Consider the following 16,694-nt stretch of genomic DNA (forward strand, 5'->3'; position numbering starts at 1 on the left):
GCAGCATGAATCCACCCGCCACCCCGGCGAAGCCGCCGCACCATCGCTGGCTGCGGTGGGTCGTTGCGTTCGTGCTGCTGCTGTTGGTGCTGATCGTTGTGACCAGCGCGTGGCTGCTCGGCACGTCATCGGGCCTGCGGTTTGCGCTCGCGCGTGCGCAAGCGGCCACCGGCGGCGCGCTGCAGGTACAGTCGGCCGAAGGACGTCTGATCGGGCCACTGGATCTCGCCGGCGTGCGCTATCGCGATGGCAGCGGTCTGGATGCGCAGGTTGCCAGGGCGCATCTGGACCTGCGCGTCTGGCCGCTGCTGAGCAAACAGCTGCACGTGCTCGATGTCGACGCCGACGGCGTCAACGTGACCCTGGCACCCAGCGCTCCCGCGCCAGCCAAAAGCGACTCGACTTTTTCCCTGAAACCACCGCTCGACGTGCTGCTCGACCGCGTGCACGTCGGCACGGTGAGGATCACTCGAGGCGGCCAACCGGTCTTCGCGTCCAACACGCTTGATCTGGCCGGCAGCTGGACCGCCAACGGCATCGAACTGCGCCAGCTCGATCTAAAGTCGCCGGACGGCCACGCCGCGCTCGGCGGCAAGCTGGCGATCGGCAAAAATTACCAGGGTGACGGCAGCGCCAGCTTTGCCTGGAAGGTCGCTGGCACGGACTACGCGGGCAGCCTCGCCGCGCACAGCGACGGCTCGCGCGCCCACGTAAATTTCCAATTGACGCAGCCGACGGCCGCGCAGCTGCAGCTCGATCTTCAGCAAAGCGGCGATTTCATGTGGACGGCCAAACTCGACGCGCCAAGCTTCGATCCGAAGCCGCTGATCGGCGCCAGCTCGCTCACCGCGCTGGCCGTTTCGCTGCAGGGTAACGGTGACCGCTACAGCGGCGATCTCGATGGCACGCTCGGCCTCAACGACTACACGCTGCTGCTGCAGCCGCTCAGCGTGCAGTTCAGCCATGACTTCAAGACGCTGACCCTGCGCCAGCTCAACCTCGGCTCGCCGCAGATCAAGGGCAGCGTCACCGCCAGCGGCACGGTGCAACTCGATGCGCAGCCGGTCAGCGCGGATCTGGCCATCCAGTGGAACGATCTGCAGCTGCCAGCCGAGCTGGTCGGCCAGCCGCTGGCCAGCCACGGCACGCTGAAAGCCAAGGGCAGCGCCAACAGCTACCACGCCGAAGGCGATGTCGCGATCGGGCCACCGGGCAAGCTGGCTTCGCTGGCCTTGAACCTCGACGGCACGGCGCAGCAGATCGCGCTGCACACGCTGGCGCTGAAGCAGGCCCGCGGCGGCATGCAGGTCAATGGCACGCTGACCCTGAAGCCAGCGCTGGCCTGGCAGGTCGACGCCACCGCCGACCAGCTCGACCCCGGCCAGCTGCTGGCCGACTGGAACGGATCGCTGAACTTCGACATTGCCAGCCACGGCACCCTGCCGCAGAACCGCCCCGACGTGACGCTGGAAATCCGCAAGCTCAGCGGCACGCTGCGCCAGCGCGCGATCAAGGGTGACGGCAGCCTGCATCTTTCGCCCGACGAAGTCGTCGACGGTCAGCTCAACCTGGCCTCGGGCGGCAGCACCGTGGGCATCAACGCGAAAAGGTCCGGCACCGGAGCCACCGCCGCCAACGACATCGCGCTGAACCTCGCCGTGACCTCGCTGGGTGACTGGCTGCCCGATGCCGGCGGCCGTCTGAATGGCGCATTCCACATTCGCGGCCGGCAACCCAAGCTTGTCGTCGATGGTCAGCTGCAGGGGCAATCCATCGCCTACCAGCAGCAGCGCGTCACCGGGCTGCAGCTGGACGCCAACGTGCCGGACATCAGCAACCCCGGCGGCAAGTTCAACCTGCAGCTGCACGGCGTCAACGCCGGCGGCCTGCTGTTTTCGCAGATCAGCCTGCTGGCCAGCGGCACGGCGGCGCAGCACAGTTTGAATCTCGATGCGCGCGGTACGCAGCTTTCGGCGACGCTGGCGCTGAGCGGCTCGTTGAAGGGTGCGGACTGGCGCGGCACGCTGTCCACGCTCACCCTGCAGCCGCAAGGTTTGCCGGGTCTGCGCCTGCAGCAGCCCTCGCAGCTGGCGTATGTCGGCGGTGCCATAAGCCTGTCCGAAGCCTGCCTCAGCGCCGGTGATCCGCTGCTGTGCGTGCAGGCCAGGCAGGACAAGGCAGGCAACCTCGACGCCAGCTATCGCCTGCGCCAGCTGCCTCTGGCCCTGCTGATGAACGCCGCCGGCGAAGCCAACCTGCCGATGCGCGCGGACGGCACGCTGGAAGGCAACGGCAGCATTCGCCGCAATGCCGCCGGTGCGCTCAGCGGCAGCGCGTCGATGACTTCGGCGCATGGCAGAGTCACCTATACCGATCATGCAGAAGCACCGCTGATCACGTACGACCAACTGGCCATCAATGCCACGCTGTCGCCCGACAGCCAACACGTCGAACTGCATGCCGGCCTGGACAGCGGCGGACGTCTGGACGGCCAAATGACCGTGAGCGGTGCGCAGCAGGCGCTGGCGGGCCAGCTTGATCTGCGCCTCAACCGGCTTGGCTTTGTCGAGCTGCTTACCAGCGACCTGGCCAACGTCAAGGGTGCCCTCGGCGGCAGATTTCGTCTCGCCGGCACGCTCAAGCAGCCTTCAGTACTGGGCAACGCCACGCTCAGCGGCTTCGCCGCCGAGGTGCCGGTAGCCGGACTCAAGCTGACCCAGGGCAAGCTCGTCGTCAGCGCGCTCGACAGCCAGGATTTCCGACTGGACGGCACGGTGCAATCGGGTAAAGGTTCCCTGGCAATCGGCGGCAACATCGGCCTCGGCACCTCGGCGCAGACCCTCGTGACCTTGAAGGGCAGCCAGTTCACGGCGGCGGATATTCCCGCGGCCAAGGTGGTCGTTTCGCCGGATCTGAGCATTCATCAGGATGCCAAGGGCATCACCGTCGGCGGCGCCGTCACGCTGGACAGCGCCGACATCAATCTGGAAAAGCTGCCCGGCGCCGGCGCCACCAAGGCATCGCCGGACATCGTGCTGGTCGATCAGAAGCAGCAGGATAAAGAGCGGGCCGACGCTTCGCTGCCAATCAGCGCGCAGGTGAAGGTGGACCTCGGCGGCAAGACGCACCTGGCCGGCAAGGGACTGGACGGCCGATTGAGCGGTCAGCTCACGGTGAGCGAAACGCCAGGGCGCGCCACCACGGGCCGCGGCCAGATCGGCATTGACGGTACGTACAAAGCCTATGGCCAAAATCTGCAGATCGAGAACGGCCAGCTGCTGTTCGCCACCACGCCGATCGACAACCCCGGCCTGAACATCCGCGCGGTGCGCAAGATCAACCCTAACAACACCATCGACGACGGCCAGGTCGTGGGACTGCTGATTGCCGGCACCGCGCAACGGCCCAGCATCACCGTCTTCTCCAACCCGGTCATGCAGCAGTCCGATGCGCTGTCGTACCTGATCACCGGCAAGCCGTTGTCCGACGTCAAGGGCGGCGAAGGCAGCGCGGTGAGTTCGGCCGCGCAGGCGCTGGGTTCAGCCGGCGGCAATCTGCTCGCCAAGAGCATCGGCACGCGCCTTGGGGTTGACGATATCGGGGTCACCAGCAGCGATGCGCTGAACGGCAGTTCGGCGTTTACCGTGGGCAAGTACCTGTCGCCACGGCTTTATCTGAGTTACGGGGTCGGCCTGTTCGACCCCGGTCAGGTGATCACCCTGCGCTATCGGCTGACCCAGCGCTGGAACTTCGAGGCGCAGAACGCCACCGACTTCAACCGCGCCAGCCTGAACTATCGCTACGAGCGGTAGTGATCGCGACAGCAACCGTTCAAATCGCGCCCTGATAATTCCCTGCAACCCTCACCGGCGGTCGGACATCGGTGCGGATGAACCACGCTGCGGCGTTCGCCGGTCGTCTTGGGTGGGTCGACACATTGACAGAACGCCACTGAAAGAAACCCCATCGCAGCATTTTCCCCTGACCCTTCCACCTTAGAGGTTGCACCGTGACCCGCATGCCGCTTGCACGAAACGCGATGTATACCCTGCTTTGCGCAGGCTTCGTAGTTATGGCAGGCTGCAATCAGCCGGCAACACCAGCACAGCCGCCGGCCAGTTCTGCCTCGGCACCGGCACCCGCGCAAACTGCCGCCGGCGCGCAACAGGCGGCTTACACCCCGCCGAGCGCCGATCAGCTGTATCAGATGGTGGCACCCATCGCCCTGTTTCCCGACAAGCTGGTGGCGCAAGTGCTTGCGGGTTCGACCTACCCGGATCAGATTACCGCCGCCGACGGCGTGGTCGATCAAAACCCGAATCTCAAGGGAGACGCTCTACAAACCGCGATCGCGCAGCAGCCCTGGGATCCCAGCGTCAAGGGGCTGACCGTTTTCCCCAGCGTGCTCGATCAGATGGCCAAGAACATCGACTGGACCACCGCACTCGGCGAGGCCTACGTCAATGACCCGACCGACGTGATGAATGCGATCCAGGTGATGCGCCAGCGCGCGTCATCCCACGGCAGTCTGAAAACCTCTTCGCAGCTGACCGTTCAAACGCAGTCGGCCACGCCCGTCGATTACGCGACCAACGGCGGCCAGCCGGTGTATTCCGTGGTGCCCGCGCCAAGCCAGGTGATCGAGATCCAGCCGACCAATCCGGATACGGTCTACGTACCCGAATACAACCCGCAGGTCGTCTACGGCGGAGACGTGCCCTACTACCCTGGCTATACCTACGAGCAGCCGCGCGGCTACGGCGGAGGCGATCTGATCGTGGCGGGCGCCATCGGTTTCGGTGCTGCCATCCTGGTCGGCTCGCTGTTCGACCACCACCATGACCGCGGCTACGGCTGGAACAACTGGGGCATGAACTGGGGCGGCCATCGCGGCGGTGGTTATGGTGGCGGCTACGGCGGTGGCGGACGCCCTGCCGTGATCTACAACAACAACACCTACGTTTCGCGTTCCTCCACGGTGATCAATCGCAACGTCACCAATAATAGCTACAACCGTACGGTCAACACCGTCAACAACAATCGCAACGTCGGCAACGCGGTGGTCAACAATCGTCCCGGCGTCGGTCCGGCTGGCGCGATGGCAAACGGACGTCCAAATGGATTCGGCCAGCGCGGCGCGGCCAACGCGCCCGATTTTGGCGCCAACGCCGCCCAGCGCGGTTTGCATGGCGAGCCCGGCGCGCGCGGCATTGCGGGAAATCCCGGCGTCGCTCGGAGCAACGTCGCCGGTGCGCCGCACGCCCCGATGAGCATGCCGCACTTCAATGGCGTCCCTCGCCCGGGTGTGACCACCGCGCAAAGCGAGCGCGCCGCCGGTCACGCGGCACCCGACCGTTTCGCCCACTCCAACATGCCCGACATGCAGCACGGCGTGTCGACGGCGCAGCCCGACCGCGGGCCGATGAACAGGGTGGGCAATGCCGCACAGCACCCCGTCGCGCCAATCCGCGGGGCCGCCTTTTCTCCGCAACAGCATGGGAACGCGGGCATTCAGCCGCACGTCCCTGCGCGGCCCGCCGAAGCGCAGCGCTTCAGCCAGCCGCAGCGGGCAAGCCAGCCGGAGCATCAGGCGATCGCCCCGCGCCAGATGCAGCGCCCCATGTCGCCGCCGCGCCAGCCGATCGAGCAACCGCTTCAGCAAGCCATGCATCAGCCGGCTGCGCCTCACCACCCGCAGGCTCAGCATGAAGGCGGCCACGCTGTTCCGCATCCGGCCGAACGGCACAAGGACGACAAGCATCACTGAGAGAGTTCATCGGGCGGACGCACCTCGTCCACCCGATGAACACCCGCATTCACGATAGGCGCAAGCCTTTCTGGCCTGCGCGCAGCGGCCGCGTCGGGACGGGGCCGCGCTGCAACGAAGCGATCGAGGGATCATCAGTCATGCACACAAAGACCGCTCGCCGGTTTATCGTGGGGCACTTTTCCTGAAGGTGCCACGAGCCATGTCTTCCCCACGATGGATTCTCGCCACTGCCATTCTCTGCAGCCTCAGCGTCGCTGCCGCCGACGCTCCGCGTGGCCCGTCGGGCATCGACCTGGCCGGCATCGACCATAGCATCAGGCCTGGCGATGATTTCGACGGCTACGCCAACGAGAACTGGCGCAAGACCGCGGTCATTCCTGCCGACCGCTCCAGCACCGGCGTGTTTCTGCAGGTGTTCGAGAAGGCGGAAAAGCGCAACGCCGAACTGATCAAGACCATCGCAGCCAGCAAGGCGGCGGTCGGAACCAATCAGCGCAAGATCGCGGACTACTACGCCGCGTTCATGGACACGGCGAATATCGAAAAGCGCGGCCTCGCGCCGCTACAGCCGCAGCTCAAAGCGATTGCCGCCATCGACAGCAAAAAGGCGCTGGCGGCCGAATTCGGCAGCGAACTGCGCGCCGACGTGGACCCGATCAACGCCACCCATTTCAGCACCGAACACCTGTTCGGCCTGTTCGTCACACAGGGCCTGGAAGACCCTTCGCACAGCGTGCCATACCTGCTGCAGGGCGGACTGGGCATGCCCAACCGCGACTATTACTTCGACACCGACAAGGACATGGCGGGGTTCCGCACCAAGTACCAGGCCTATATCGCCGCGCAATTGAAAAATGCCGGTATTGCCGATGCGGACGACAAAGCCAAAGCAGTCTTCGATCTGGAAACCAAGATCGCCAAGGCGCAGGAAAGCCTGGTCGACAGCGAGGACGTGCACAAGGCCAACAATCCCTGGTCGCTCGCCGATTTCGCCAGCAAGGCGCCCGGCCTGGACTGGGCCGCCTATTTCAAGGCCGCAGGGCTGGATACGCAGAAGCAGATCGTGGTCTGGCAGCCCGCCGCCATCACCGCCGAATCGGCGCTGGTGGCCAGCGAGCCGTTGGAGACCTGGAAGGCTTTCCTGACCTTCCACACCATCAACCATGTCGCCAACCTGCTGCCCAAGGCCTATGCCGACGCCAGCTTCGAGTTCTATGGCCACACGCTGCAGGGCACGCCGACGCAGAGCGAGCGCTGGAAACTTGCGCTTGGCGCGGTGAATCGAGACTTGGGCGATGCGGTCGGCCAGCTCTACGTGAAGCAATACTTTCCCGCGTCGTCCAAGGCCGAAGTGCAGCAGATGGTGAGCAATATCCTGGCCGCGTTCGACAGCCGCGTCGACCAGCTGACCTGGATGACGCCGGCGACCAAGGCCAAGGCCAAAGCCAAGATCGCCACCACCCATGTCGGCGTGGGCTATCCGGAAACCTGGCGCAATTACGCCGATCTCATCATCAAGGCCGACGACCCGGTCGGCAATCGTTTGCGCGCCGAGGCGCACGAATACCAGCACCAGAAGGCAAAACTCGGCGCGCCGGTCGATCGCAACGAATGGTGGATGACGCCGCAGACCGTAAACGCGGTGAACCTGCCGCTGCAGAATGCGCTGAACTTCCCGGCCGCGATTCTCGAGGCGCCGTTCTTCGACCCCAAGGCCGATCCTGCCGCCAACTACGGCTCCATCGGCGCCGTGATCGGCCACGAGATCAGCCACAGCTTCGACAATACCGGCGCCGAGTTCGACGCCAGCGGCAAGCTGGCCAACTGGTGGACGCCAGCCGACCAGGCGCACTTCAAGGCCGCCACGCAGAAGCTGGTGGCGCAGTACAACGCCTACGAGGCGCTGCCCGGCCTGCACATCAACGGCCAGCAGACGCTGGGCGAGAACATCGCCGACGTCTCCGGCCTTACCGTGGCCTATCTCGCGTATCACAAGTCGCTTGGCGGCAAGCCCGCGCCGGTGATGGACGGGCTCACCGGCGACCAGCGTTTCTTCCTCGCCTTCGCGCAGTCGTGGCGGGAAAAGACGCGCGATGCGGCGATGCGCGCGCAGGTGATTTCCGACGGCCACGCGCCCGGCAACTTCCGCGCACAGACGGTGCGCAATCTCGACGCCTGGTATGACGCGTTCTCGCCGAAGCCGGGCGAGAAGCTTTACTTAGCGCCGGATGATCGCGTGCGCATCTGGTAATACGGCGTGTGCAACCGTGCCTCGTCGCCGCGAAGGTCGGTTGCACACCAGCTTGAACGCACCAACCGCCGAGGACTCGCCATGGGACGCTTCGTCATCGTTGCCTACACGCCCAAACCCGGCAAGGAAGAGCCGCTGCTTGCCGCGGTGAAAAAGCATCTAGATGTACTGGCGGCGGAGGAGTTGATCACGGACCGCCCGGGCTACGTTATGCGTGCGGTCGACGGAGGCCATTGCACAAGCACATACCAATGCGGCGGTAGGCGCGCTATGGGCCGAGTTCGGCGCGGCCTGCGATCACACGCCGCTGGCGCAGCTGAAAGAATCGCAGCAGATGTTTGCCGAATTCGATGCCACAGCGCTTTGACCTTCGGCCATGCTGCAGCGTGGCGCGTCCGGCGAGCTGTGCGTGCTAACGTTTGAGCGCAAACGCCGAATCGACATGCCTCCCGAGGGAGATCGTCCGATGTCCGCCAGATTATTTCTCGCCGTCCTGCTGATGCTCTCGATGGGCGCAATGCACGCGCAAACGCCGTCACCGAATTCTTCCAAACCCTCCAGTCCTGCCGCGCTAACCCCGCAGCAGAAATCGCTGCAGGCTATGGTGGACAGGGCGGGGCCCCAGCTGATCAAGGTGGCCACGGAAGTTGCCGAGCTGGTTGATCAAAACAAGGCCGGCGATGTCTGGGACCACGCCTCCGACATTGCCAAGGCCATCGTGACACGTGACGTTTTTGTCACCCAGGTGGGCGCCGCCCGGGCTTCGATCGGCGCGCTGAAATCGCGCAAGCTCGATACCGTGACCAGCTCTGTCTACAATGGCCAGGGCACGTCCGGTAACGGGCCCATTGTTCCCGCCGGCACCTATATCAACGTCGTTTTCGCCACGCAATTCGCCGGCAGCCCGAAGACCGTGCACGAGCTGGTGTCGTTCCATCTCGATCCCGATCAGCACTGGCGCGTGACGGGCTACACCCTGCACTGAGTCATCAAGAAAGACTAGGCGATGCCCAGCCCGTCGATGCCGGCAATGTGCGCGGCGTCGAAACCGGCCAGCTCCGTAAAACGGCGCCCGCGCTCGGCGTAATCCCTGAACTGATCGAAGCTCGGCGCGCCGGGAGAAAGCAGGATCACGCCGCTAGCGTCGGCACGCGCTTTCGCTTCAACGATCGCGGCGTGCAGATCGTCGACGCGCACCACGGGGCAAGGCACGGCCGCCTCGTTCAACAGCGCCTCGATGCGTGGGCCGTTAGCGCCCATGCAGACGATGGCATGCGGCGGCGACTTTGCCACCGCGACCGCAAACTCCGTCCAATCGACGCCGCGATCGTAGCCGCCGACCAGCACGGTCACCGGTTGGCCGTGCACGCTCTCCAGCGCCGCGAGCGTCGCCTGCGGCGTGGTGCTGATGGAATCGTTGATCCACTGAAACGCGTCGCGTTCGCCGAGCGGCTGCAGGCGATGCGGCAGCGGACGAAAGCTCGCCAGTGATGGCGCGGCCGCAACAGCGTCCATCCCGACGTCCCCCAGCGCGGCCAGTGCAGCGCAGGCGTTCAACGCATTGTGTAGACCGGGCGCGGCGAGCTGCGCGAAGGGAAACACGTCATCAGTGCCGCGACGAATGAAACCGTCTGCGACGTGCCAGCCGGACGGCTGCCCGAACAGCAACCGATGCGGATGGTCCCGCGTGCGCTCCATCAGGATCGGCTGCAGCGCATTGACCAACAGCTGGCGTGATGCCGCCGCCAGCCGCAGTTTGTCGGTGACGTACTGCTCGCGCGAGCCGTGCCAGTCCAGATGCTCTTCGTAAAGGCTGGTGATGACGCCGAGCTCCAGCGCACCGGCTTCGCCGGTCTGGAAACTCGACAGCTCGATCACCCACAGGTCCGCTGACTGCCCGCGCAGTTCGAGCAGCGGCAAACCGATATTGCCGGCCAGCGCGGTGCGCACGCCCAGCGATCGCGCGAGGTGCGCGATCATCGCGCTGGTGGTGCTCTTGCCCTTGGTGCCGGTGACGGCAATTACCCGCGCGGACGGATTTTCTGCAAACCACAGCGCCGTGCCCGAAGTGAACTGCGTGCCCTGCGCTTTCGCCGCGAGAATGGCCGGCTTGTAGGCCGAGATACCGGGCGATTTGACGACCACGTCATGGCCGGCCAGATCGGATGCGTCCGGTTCCTTGGCGTGCACGACCAGCGCGCTATCGAAACGGCGCGCGGCGTCGATTTCCGATTCCGTGCAATACAGCGTCAGCGGCAGATCCGGCAGCTGCTCGCGTACGGCCGCGATCGTCGCCCTGCCCTCGCGACCGAAACCCCAGACCGCGACGTGCCGATCGGCCAGCTCGGCAATACGCATCAGCCGATGGTCGCCAGCGCCAGCTGCAGGCGCACCGGCACGCGATGCTCCGCGTCCGGCTGCAGCCACGGCTCCAGCGCCAGCTGCGCCGGATCGAGCTGCGGCAGGATCTCACCGCGGAAGCGCGCGACCAGCGCATCCTCCTGCCACTCCGGTCGCTGGCTCAGGGCGAACATGGCGGCCCGCGCTTCGGCACCTTCACCGACGCATTCGAACGGCTTGTGGTCCTGGTATTCCATCAGCGCATCGAAACCCGCGGACTGCGTTTCATCGTCGAGCAGATTGCGCCCGAAGATGCCGAGCAGGCGCGGCTTGGACAGGAACGGCGCCAGCGCCAGAAACACGAAATGGCATTTCGGGCAGTGCCCGCACCAGCGATCGGCCGGCTTGGGGCCAAGCAGTTTGAAGTTGCGGTTGCAGCTGGAAAACGTGTCGAAGTAAGGCGTGAGCCTGGCGAAGGCGCGGGTGATCGCCAGCTCCGAATACGGGCGCAGCAGCGAGCAGTAATCCAGATCGGCCGCCACGTGCGTATGCAGCCAGTCGCCCAGCAGCTGCTCGAACGCGTAGCCCTTGCTCCACTGGTGGTTCACCTGCAGGCCGTCGTATTCCAGCGTAGCGACCGAGGCCGAACGCTCGTTGGCGAAGGCAATCGAATCGTAGCCGTACAGAACGGCCGCCACCGCGAGGATCGCCGAGTTCACCGCCGTCACCGGAATGTGCCCGTTCCACGCGCCGAGCCGGTTCAGCTCGAACAGCCCGGGCGCCAGCTCGCGCTGGATATTGAGCATCGGCAAACCGGTGCGCTCGGCGCAGGCGGCGATCAAGGGCGAATTGCCGACCCATACGGCGGTCGCGTCGCCGCCGACGGCCTTGATCGCCTCGACCGCCACCAGCGAATCCTTGCCGCCGCCGATCGGCACCAGGGTGCGCTTGGGCAGACCCAACGATGGCGCGGCAGATGGCGCGGAACCGCCGCGCGGAAAAGCTATCCGCCCGTGTAAATCCAGGCCGTTGCGATACGCGAACTCCGCCAGACCATGCAGATACAGCGCGTCGAGCACATTGGCCGTCGCGTCATCCGAGGGACCCGCCGCCACTTCAATCGTTGGCGGCACGCCGGCCTTGTAGTAGCTGACGCCGGCGATTAGATGCAGCATCTTCAAGGCAGCATCGAAGGCTTGTTGGCGCTGAGGCGACCATGTCCCCTCACCTCCGAAGGGCGTTAGCTTCGGAAAATAGATTTTCTCGATCAGCTCGGCGCCGTCGTCGAATGCATAGACCAGCTCGACCACGCCATCGGCGTAGGCGTGACGAACAAAGCGAAACACCTGGGTCAGGCGCGGTTGGATGGTCATCGTCACTCTTCAATCTCCGCCGCTGCCTGCCCCCTCTCCACGTCGGGGAGAGGGCTGGGGTGAGGGGCCGGGCTGGCCAAAGTAGTCAAAATCACCTCAAGCACGCTTTCGGTATCCGTCAGCACATCATTGTTCCAGAAACGCAGAAGGTTGTAGCCCATGATCTTCAGTTGCCGCGTGCGGCGCTCGTCGTATTCCATCTGCCCAAGATGCTGCCCGCCGTCCAGCTCGACAATCAGCATTGCCTCCGTGCATACGAAATCGGCGATGTAACAGCCGATTTGATGTTGTCGGCGGAATTTGAATCCCTGCAGCTGTCGATTGCGGAGATAGCGCCACAACCTTTGCTCCGCATCCGTCATTGTTGCGCGCAGCTCGCGCGCTCGGTCCACGTTGAGGCATTTCATCCCTGAAGCGCTCCGTTTGCCAGTTGGTAATCACTCGCGAGGTTGGCCCCTCACCTCAGTCCTCTCCCCAACGGGGAGAGGAGGTAATCAGTCCAGAATGATTTCTTCTGCCGTACCGCGCAGATTGTACGGTGAAGACATCACCTGGCCGTAGGCGCCGGTGGTGGCGATCAGCACCACGTCGCCCTCGTGGCTCTCCGGCAGGCGGCGGTCGCTGCCGAGCACGTCGCCGGATTCGCAGATCGGGCCGACCACCTGATACATCGCCGTCGCCGGTTCGTTGAAGCGCGTGAGGTTGACGATCTCGTGCCAGGCGTCGTACAGCGCGGGCCGGATCAGGTTGTGCATGCCGGCATCCACGCCGAGATAGCGCCAGCTGCCCTTGCCCTTGAGCTGGGTAACCTTGGCCAGCAGCACGCCCGCCTCGGCCACGAGGAAGCGGCCGGGTTCCATCCACAGCTGATAGCGCGGATACAGTCGCTTGACCTCGGCCAGCGCCTCGCCCACGGCGTCCAGATCCAGCGGCAGCTCGCCGGGATGCGACGGTACGCCAAGCCCGCCGCCGATATTGAGAAACTCCACGCTGGGAATGCGCTCGGCCAGGCTGGCCAGCTGCGCATACACCTCGGCCCAATGATTGGGTTCGAGCACGCCCGAACCCAGATGCGCGTGCAGCCCGACGATGCGCGCGTGGCGCGCGGTGGCCAGATGCACGAAGGCATCGAGCTGATCCAGCGGCAGGCCGAACTTGCTGGTGCTGCCGCCGGTGCGCACCTTGTCGTGGTGACCGGAGCCGCGGCCAAGATCGATGCGCAGGCTGATGTCGTGGCCGTCGAAGGTTTCGACCCAGTGCTCCATCGGGTGCAGCGAATCGAGCGTCACCATCACACCGGCCTCGAGCGCGTCGCGATAGTCGCTGCGCGGGGCGAAGTTGGGGGTGAACAACCGGGGCGTCGCGGCCGGCACGGTGTCGGCGACGCGCGCCAGTTCGCCGGGCGATACGCACTCCAGCCCCAGCCCTTCGTCGGCCAGCGCGCGCAGGATCGCCGGATGCGAGTTGGCCTTGATCGCGTAGAACAAGCGATCCACCGGCAGCTTGGCCTTCAGCGCGCGGGCGCGCTCGCGGATGGTGCCCAGGTGATACACGTAGCGCGGGCTGCGCTGCCCGGCGAGCTGCATCAGCTTCTTGCGTTCGTTGAGCCACCAGGCCTCATCGTGCGGGGCCGTTTCGGCACCGTAGATGCCTTCCCACGTCGGGCCGAACAGATCGGCATCGTCGGTGCGCATGGCACCGGCGCGCACCAGCTGCTCGTGCAGCTGCGGCAGCATGCCGTCGACGACGTTTTCATCGACCACAAAGGTCAAATTGAGGTTGTTCGACGACTGCGAAATCATGTGCACCCGGTGCTGGCCGAACTCGGCCATCACCGGGTTGAGCCGGTGCAGCATCGAACGCATGCCACGCCCGACCATCGTTACTGCGGCGCAGGGCGCGATGACCTTGACCCGACAGACTTTCGCCAGATCGGTGGCCAGCGCGGCCAGCACGTCGGAGTCGAGCAGGTTTTCGGTCGGGTCCAGCGATACGGTGACGTTGGTTTCGGCCGAGCCGATCAGATCCACCGACAGGCCGTGCTGCTTGAACTGGTTGAACACGTCGGCCAGAAAGCCGACCTGCTGCCACATGCCGACCGACTCCATCGACACCAGGGTGATGCCCTTGCGCGTGCTGATCGCCTTGATGCTCGGCGCCTCCTCGCGCAGCTCCGGGCCGATGCGCGTACCGGTCAGCTCCGGTCGGTTGGTGTCCTTGATCAGCAGCGGCACACGCGGCAGCCGCAGCGGCGACAGGCAGCGCGGATGCAGCACCTTGGCGCCGGTGGTGGCGATTTCCTGGGCTTCCTCGTAGTCGAGCCGGCGCAGCAGGCGCGCGCCCGGCACCTGGCGTGGATTCGCGGTAAACATGCCGGCCACGTCGGTCCATATCTCGACCCGCAGCGCCTTCAGCAGCGCGCCGAAATACGAGGCCGAGGTATCCGAGCCGCCGCGACCGAGCAGCACCGTGCGACCACCCTTGTTCGACGCATCGTCCGGATCGACGCCCTCGCGCGCAATGAAACCCTGGGTGATGAACACCTCGCCGCGCGCGGCCAGATGCGCCGACAGCACCGGATCGGGCTGCGAATCGACGATGGCCGACAGCAGACGCGTGCGCTCGTTCTGGTTCGGCAGCGTGAATGCCTCCAGGCATTCGCGCGCGTCCAGCCACTCGGTCGTCAGGCCATTGGCGCTGAGAAACGCCGCGCCCAGCGCGCTGGACATCAGCTCGCCATGCGCCTGCACCTGAGCCTGCCAGGCCAGGTCGCCGTTGCCGTGCGCCGCCAGCCCTTCCAGGTCGTGCAGCCGCGCTGCCAGCGTCTCCGGCAGTGCCAGCTGCATATGCCCCAGCAGCTCATGATGCCGCTGCGCGATGGCCTGCGCCGACAGCAGGCGAAGGTCCGCCGCGGTCTGCGCGCACATCTGTTTCAGCGCATCGGTGATGCCGGTCAGCGCAGATACCACCACCAGCACGCGCGCACCTTCGGCGCGGCGGCTGGCGACCAGCTCGAGGATGTTCTGCCAGCGCGGCAGCGTCGCCACGCTGGTGCCGCCGAACTTCATCACGATCCACGGGGCGCCCGCGGGCAGAGGTGCAAGAGGGTTCTGGCTCACGGTCTTTGATTGTCGGCGATGGGAAAGGTCATCTCACCAGTGTTGCGCTGCACAGGAAAAATGGCAATGGTTTCGATGCAATGGATGTTTAGACGTTTAGACATCCAAAGATGAATGACGCGAAAATGCCGGCAGATCGTTAGGCCACGACCACCGGAATGCGCCCGATCTTCGCCTGCCACTCTTTGGGTCCGGTCTGATGCACCGAGGTGCCGAGCGAATCGACCGCCACCGTCACCGGCATGTCCTGCACGGTGAACTCGTAGATCGCCTCCATGCCCAGGTCGGCAAAGCCGACCACGCGCGATGCCTTGATCGCCTTGGCGACGAGATACGCGGCGCCGCCCACGGCCATCAAGTACACCGAGCGGTGTTTCTTGATCGCCTCGATCGCCGCCGGACCGCGCTCGGCCTTGCCCACCATGCCGAGCAGGCCGGTTTGCGCCAGCACCTGCTCGGTGAACTTGTCCATGCGCGTAGCTGTAGTCGGACCGGCCGGTCCGACCACTTCGTCGCGCACCGGATCGACCGGGCCCACGTAGTAGATGAAGCGACCCTTGAAGTCGACCGGCAGCGGCTCGCCCTTGTTCAGCATTTCGACCATGCGCTTGTGCGCGGCGTCGCGACCGGTGAGCAGCTTGCCGTTGAGCAGCAGCACTTCACCCGGCCTGAAGCTGGCCACGTCTTCCGGCGTCACCGTATCGAGATCGACCCGGCGCGCGTTGGTCGGGTTGTAGGTGAGCTTGGGCCAGTCCTCCAGCGACGGCGGATCGAGTGCGACCGGGCCGGAGCCGTCGAGCACGAAATGCGCGTGGCGCGTGGCCGCGCAGTTCGGAATCAGTGCTACCGGCAGGTTGGCCGCATGCGTCGGGTAATCCTTGACCTTGATGTCGAGCACGGTGGTGAGGCCGCCCAGGCCCTGCGCGCCGATGCCCAGCGCGTTGACCTTGTCGTAAAGCTCGATACGCAGTTCTTCCGCGCGATTGCTCGGGCCGCGGGCGATCAGCTCCTGGATGTCGATCGGGTCCATCAGCGACTCCTTCGCCATCAGCATCGCCTTCTCGGCCGTGCCGCCGATGCCGATGCCGAGCATGCCGGGCGGGCACCAGCCGGCACCCATGGTCGGCACGGTCTTGAGCACCCAGTCGACGATCGAGTCGGAGGGGTTGAGCATGGCAAATTTCGACTTCGCTTCGGAGCCGCCGCCCTTGGCCGCCACGATCACGTCGAGCTTGTCGCCGGGCACGATGCTGACGTTGATCACCGCGGGTGTATTGTCCTTCGTATTGGTGCGCTTGCCGGCCGGGTCGGCCAGAATGCTGGCGCGCAGCGTGTTATCCGGATCGTTATAGGCGCGGCGCACGCCCTCGTTGATCATGTCGTCCAGCGACATCGTCGCATCCCACTGCACGTTCATGCCGACCTTGACGAACACCGTCACGATGCCGGTGTCCTGGCACAGCGGCCGATGCCCTTCCGCGGCCATGCGCGAGTTGATCAGGATCTGCGCCATCGCATCCTTGGCGGCCGGGCTCTCCTCGCGCTCATACGCGGCGGCGAGTCCTTTGATGTAGTCGACCGGGTGGTAATAGCTGATGTACTGCAACGCATCGGCAACGGACTGGATCAGATCGGCTTGCTTGATGATGGTCATGAGGCGACTTTTGAGGAAAGGCCGTGCGGGTCGGCGTGAAGGGGAAAAGTGTCGTGCATCGCCTTGATCGGCCGCGCACCACCCGCCTATTGTGCCGCAAGCGGCCGGCGCGATTCTGACTGGACGATGGCCCCCGCGAGGCGCTTGCCAGCGAGGGCGAGCAAGTGCCATGGTTTCGGGCCTTTCC

The 16,694-nt window shown here is 65.3% G+C and carries 10 protein-coding genes; 5 read left to right on the forward strand and 5 right to left on the reverse strand.

From position 1 onward, the window contains the following. Window positions 1-5 precede the first annotated feature (5 nt). From ACDK93_RS15500 to ACDK93_RS15520, 5 genes are all read left to right on the forward strand, one after another. Complete coding sequence (locus tag ACDK93_RS15500; protein WP_458069811.1) at window positions 6-3,812, forward strand: translocation/assembly module TamB domain-containing protein; 3,807 nt, start codon at window positions 6-8, stop codon at window positions 3,810-3,812. 206 nt (window positions 3,813-4,018) lie between these two features. Further along, entirely contained in the window at window positions 4,019-5,767 is a 1,749-nt protein-coding gene (locus ACDK93_RS15505; RefSeq protein ID WP_458069812.1) for a DUF3300 domain-containing protein, read from the forward strand. A gap of 202 nt (window positions 5,768-5,969) precedes the next feature. After that, entirely contained in the window at window positions 5,970-8,021 is a 2,052-nt protein-coding gene (locus ACDK93_RS15510; protein ID WP_458069813.1) for a M13 family metallopeptidase, read from the forward strand. Between the two features lie 214 nt (window positions 8,022-8,235). Further along, entirely contained in the window at window positions 8,236-8,388 is a 153-nt protein-coding gene (locus ACDK93_RS15515; protein WP_458069814.1) for a hypothetical protein, read from the forward strand. A gap of 99 nt (window positions 8,389-8,487) precedes the next feature. Beyond that, a complete protein-coding gene (locus ACDK93_RS15520) occupies window positions 8,488-9,006 on the forward strand; it encodes a DUF4019 domain-containing protein (RefSeq protein ID WP_458069815.1) in 519 nt (172 codons plus the stop codon). Between the two features lie 14 nt (window positions 9,007-9,020). Here the strand turns inward: ACDK93_RS15520 and murD are convergent, their stop codons facing one another. From murD to ACDK93_RS15545, 5 genes are all read right to left on the reverse strand, one after another. Further along, window positions 9,021-10,379, reverse strand: coding sequence for a UDP-N-acetylmuramoyl-L-alanine--D-glutamate ligase (murD, locus tag ACDK93_RS15525; protein ID WP_458069816.1), 1,359 nt, complete (start codon window positions 10,377-10,379; stop codon window positions 9,021-9,023). Beyond that, window positions 10,379-11,740 (reverse strand): UDP-N-acetyl-alpha-D-muramoyl-L-alanyl-L-glutamate epimerase, encoded by a 1,362-nt coding sequence (murL, locus tag ACDK93_RS15530; protein WP_458069817.1) that lies wholly within the window; start codon window positions 11,738-11,740, stop codon window positions 10,379-10,381. The genes murD and murL overlap by 1 nt, the downstream gene beginning before the upstream one ends. Then, window positions 11,737-12,141, reverse strand: coding sequence for an endonuclease domain-containing protein (locus ACDK93_RS15535; protein ID WP_458069818.1), 405 nt, complete (start codon window positions 12,139-12,141; stop codon window positions 11,737-11,739). Before ACDK93_RS15535 ends, murL begins: the two co-directional genes overlap by 4 nt. Window positions 12,142-12,228: 87 nt before the next feature. Then, a complete protein-coding gene (locus tag ACDK93_RS15540) occupies window positions 12,229-14,802 on the reverse strand; it encodes a bifunctional aspartate kinase/diaminopimelate decarboxylase (protein WP_458072489.1) in 2,574 nt (857 codons plus the stop codon). Between the two features lie 190 nt (window positions 14,803-14,992). Beyond that, window positions 14,993-16,507 (reverse strand): fumarate hydratase, encoded by a 1,515-nt coding sequence (locus tag ACDK93_RS15545; RefSeq protein WP_458069820.1) that lies wholly within the window; start codon window positions 16,505-16,507, stop codon window positions 14,993-14,995. Between the last annotated feature and the right edge of the window lie 187 nt (window positions 16,508-16,694).

It is taken from the genome of Rhodanobacter sp. BL-MT-08 (genome assembly GCF_054161255.1).

Excerpts from the sequence above, each read along its gene's own strand:
- ACDK93_RS15500 (WP_458069811.1), top strand. The coding sequence starts at position 6 with ATGAATCCACCCGCCACCCCGGCGAAGCCGCCGCACCATCGCTGGCTG.
- ACDK93_RS15505 (WP_458069812.1), top strand. The coding sequence starts at position 4,019 with ATGCCGCTTGCACGAAACGCGATGTATACCCTGCTTTGCGCAGGCTTC.
- ACDK93_RS15510 (WP_458069813.1), top strand. The coding sequence starts at position 5,970 with ATGTCTTCCCCACGATGGATTCTCGCCACTGCCATTCTCTGCAGCCTC.
- ACDK93_RS15520 (WP_458069815.1), top strand. The coding sequence starts at position 8,488 with ATGTCCGCCAGATTATTTCTCGCCGTCCTGCTGATGCTCTCGATGGGC.
- murD (WP_458069816.1), bottom strand. The coding sequence starts at position 10,379 with ATGCGTATTGCCGAGCTGGCCGATCGGCACGTCGCGGTCTGGGGTTTC.
- ACDK93_RS15535 (WP_458069818.1), bottom strand. The coding sequence starts at position 12,141 with ATGAAATGCCTCAACGTGGACCGAGCGCGCGAGCTGCGCGCAACAATG.
- ACDK93_RS15540 (WP_458072489.1), bottom strand. The coding sequence starts at position 14,802 with ATGAAGTTCGGCGGCACCAGCGTGGCGACGCTGCCGCGCTGGCAGAAC.
- ACDK93_RS15545 (WP_458069820.1), bottom strand. The coding sequence starts at position 16,507 with ATGACCATCATCAAGCAAGCCGATCTGATCCAGTCCGTTGCCGATGCG.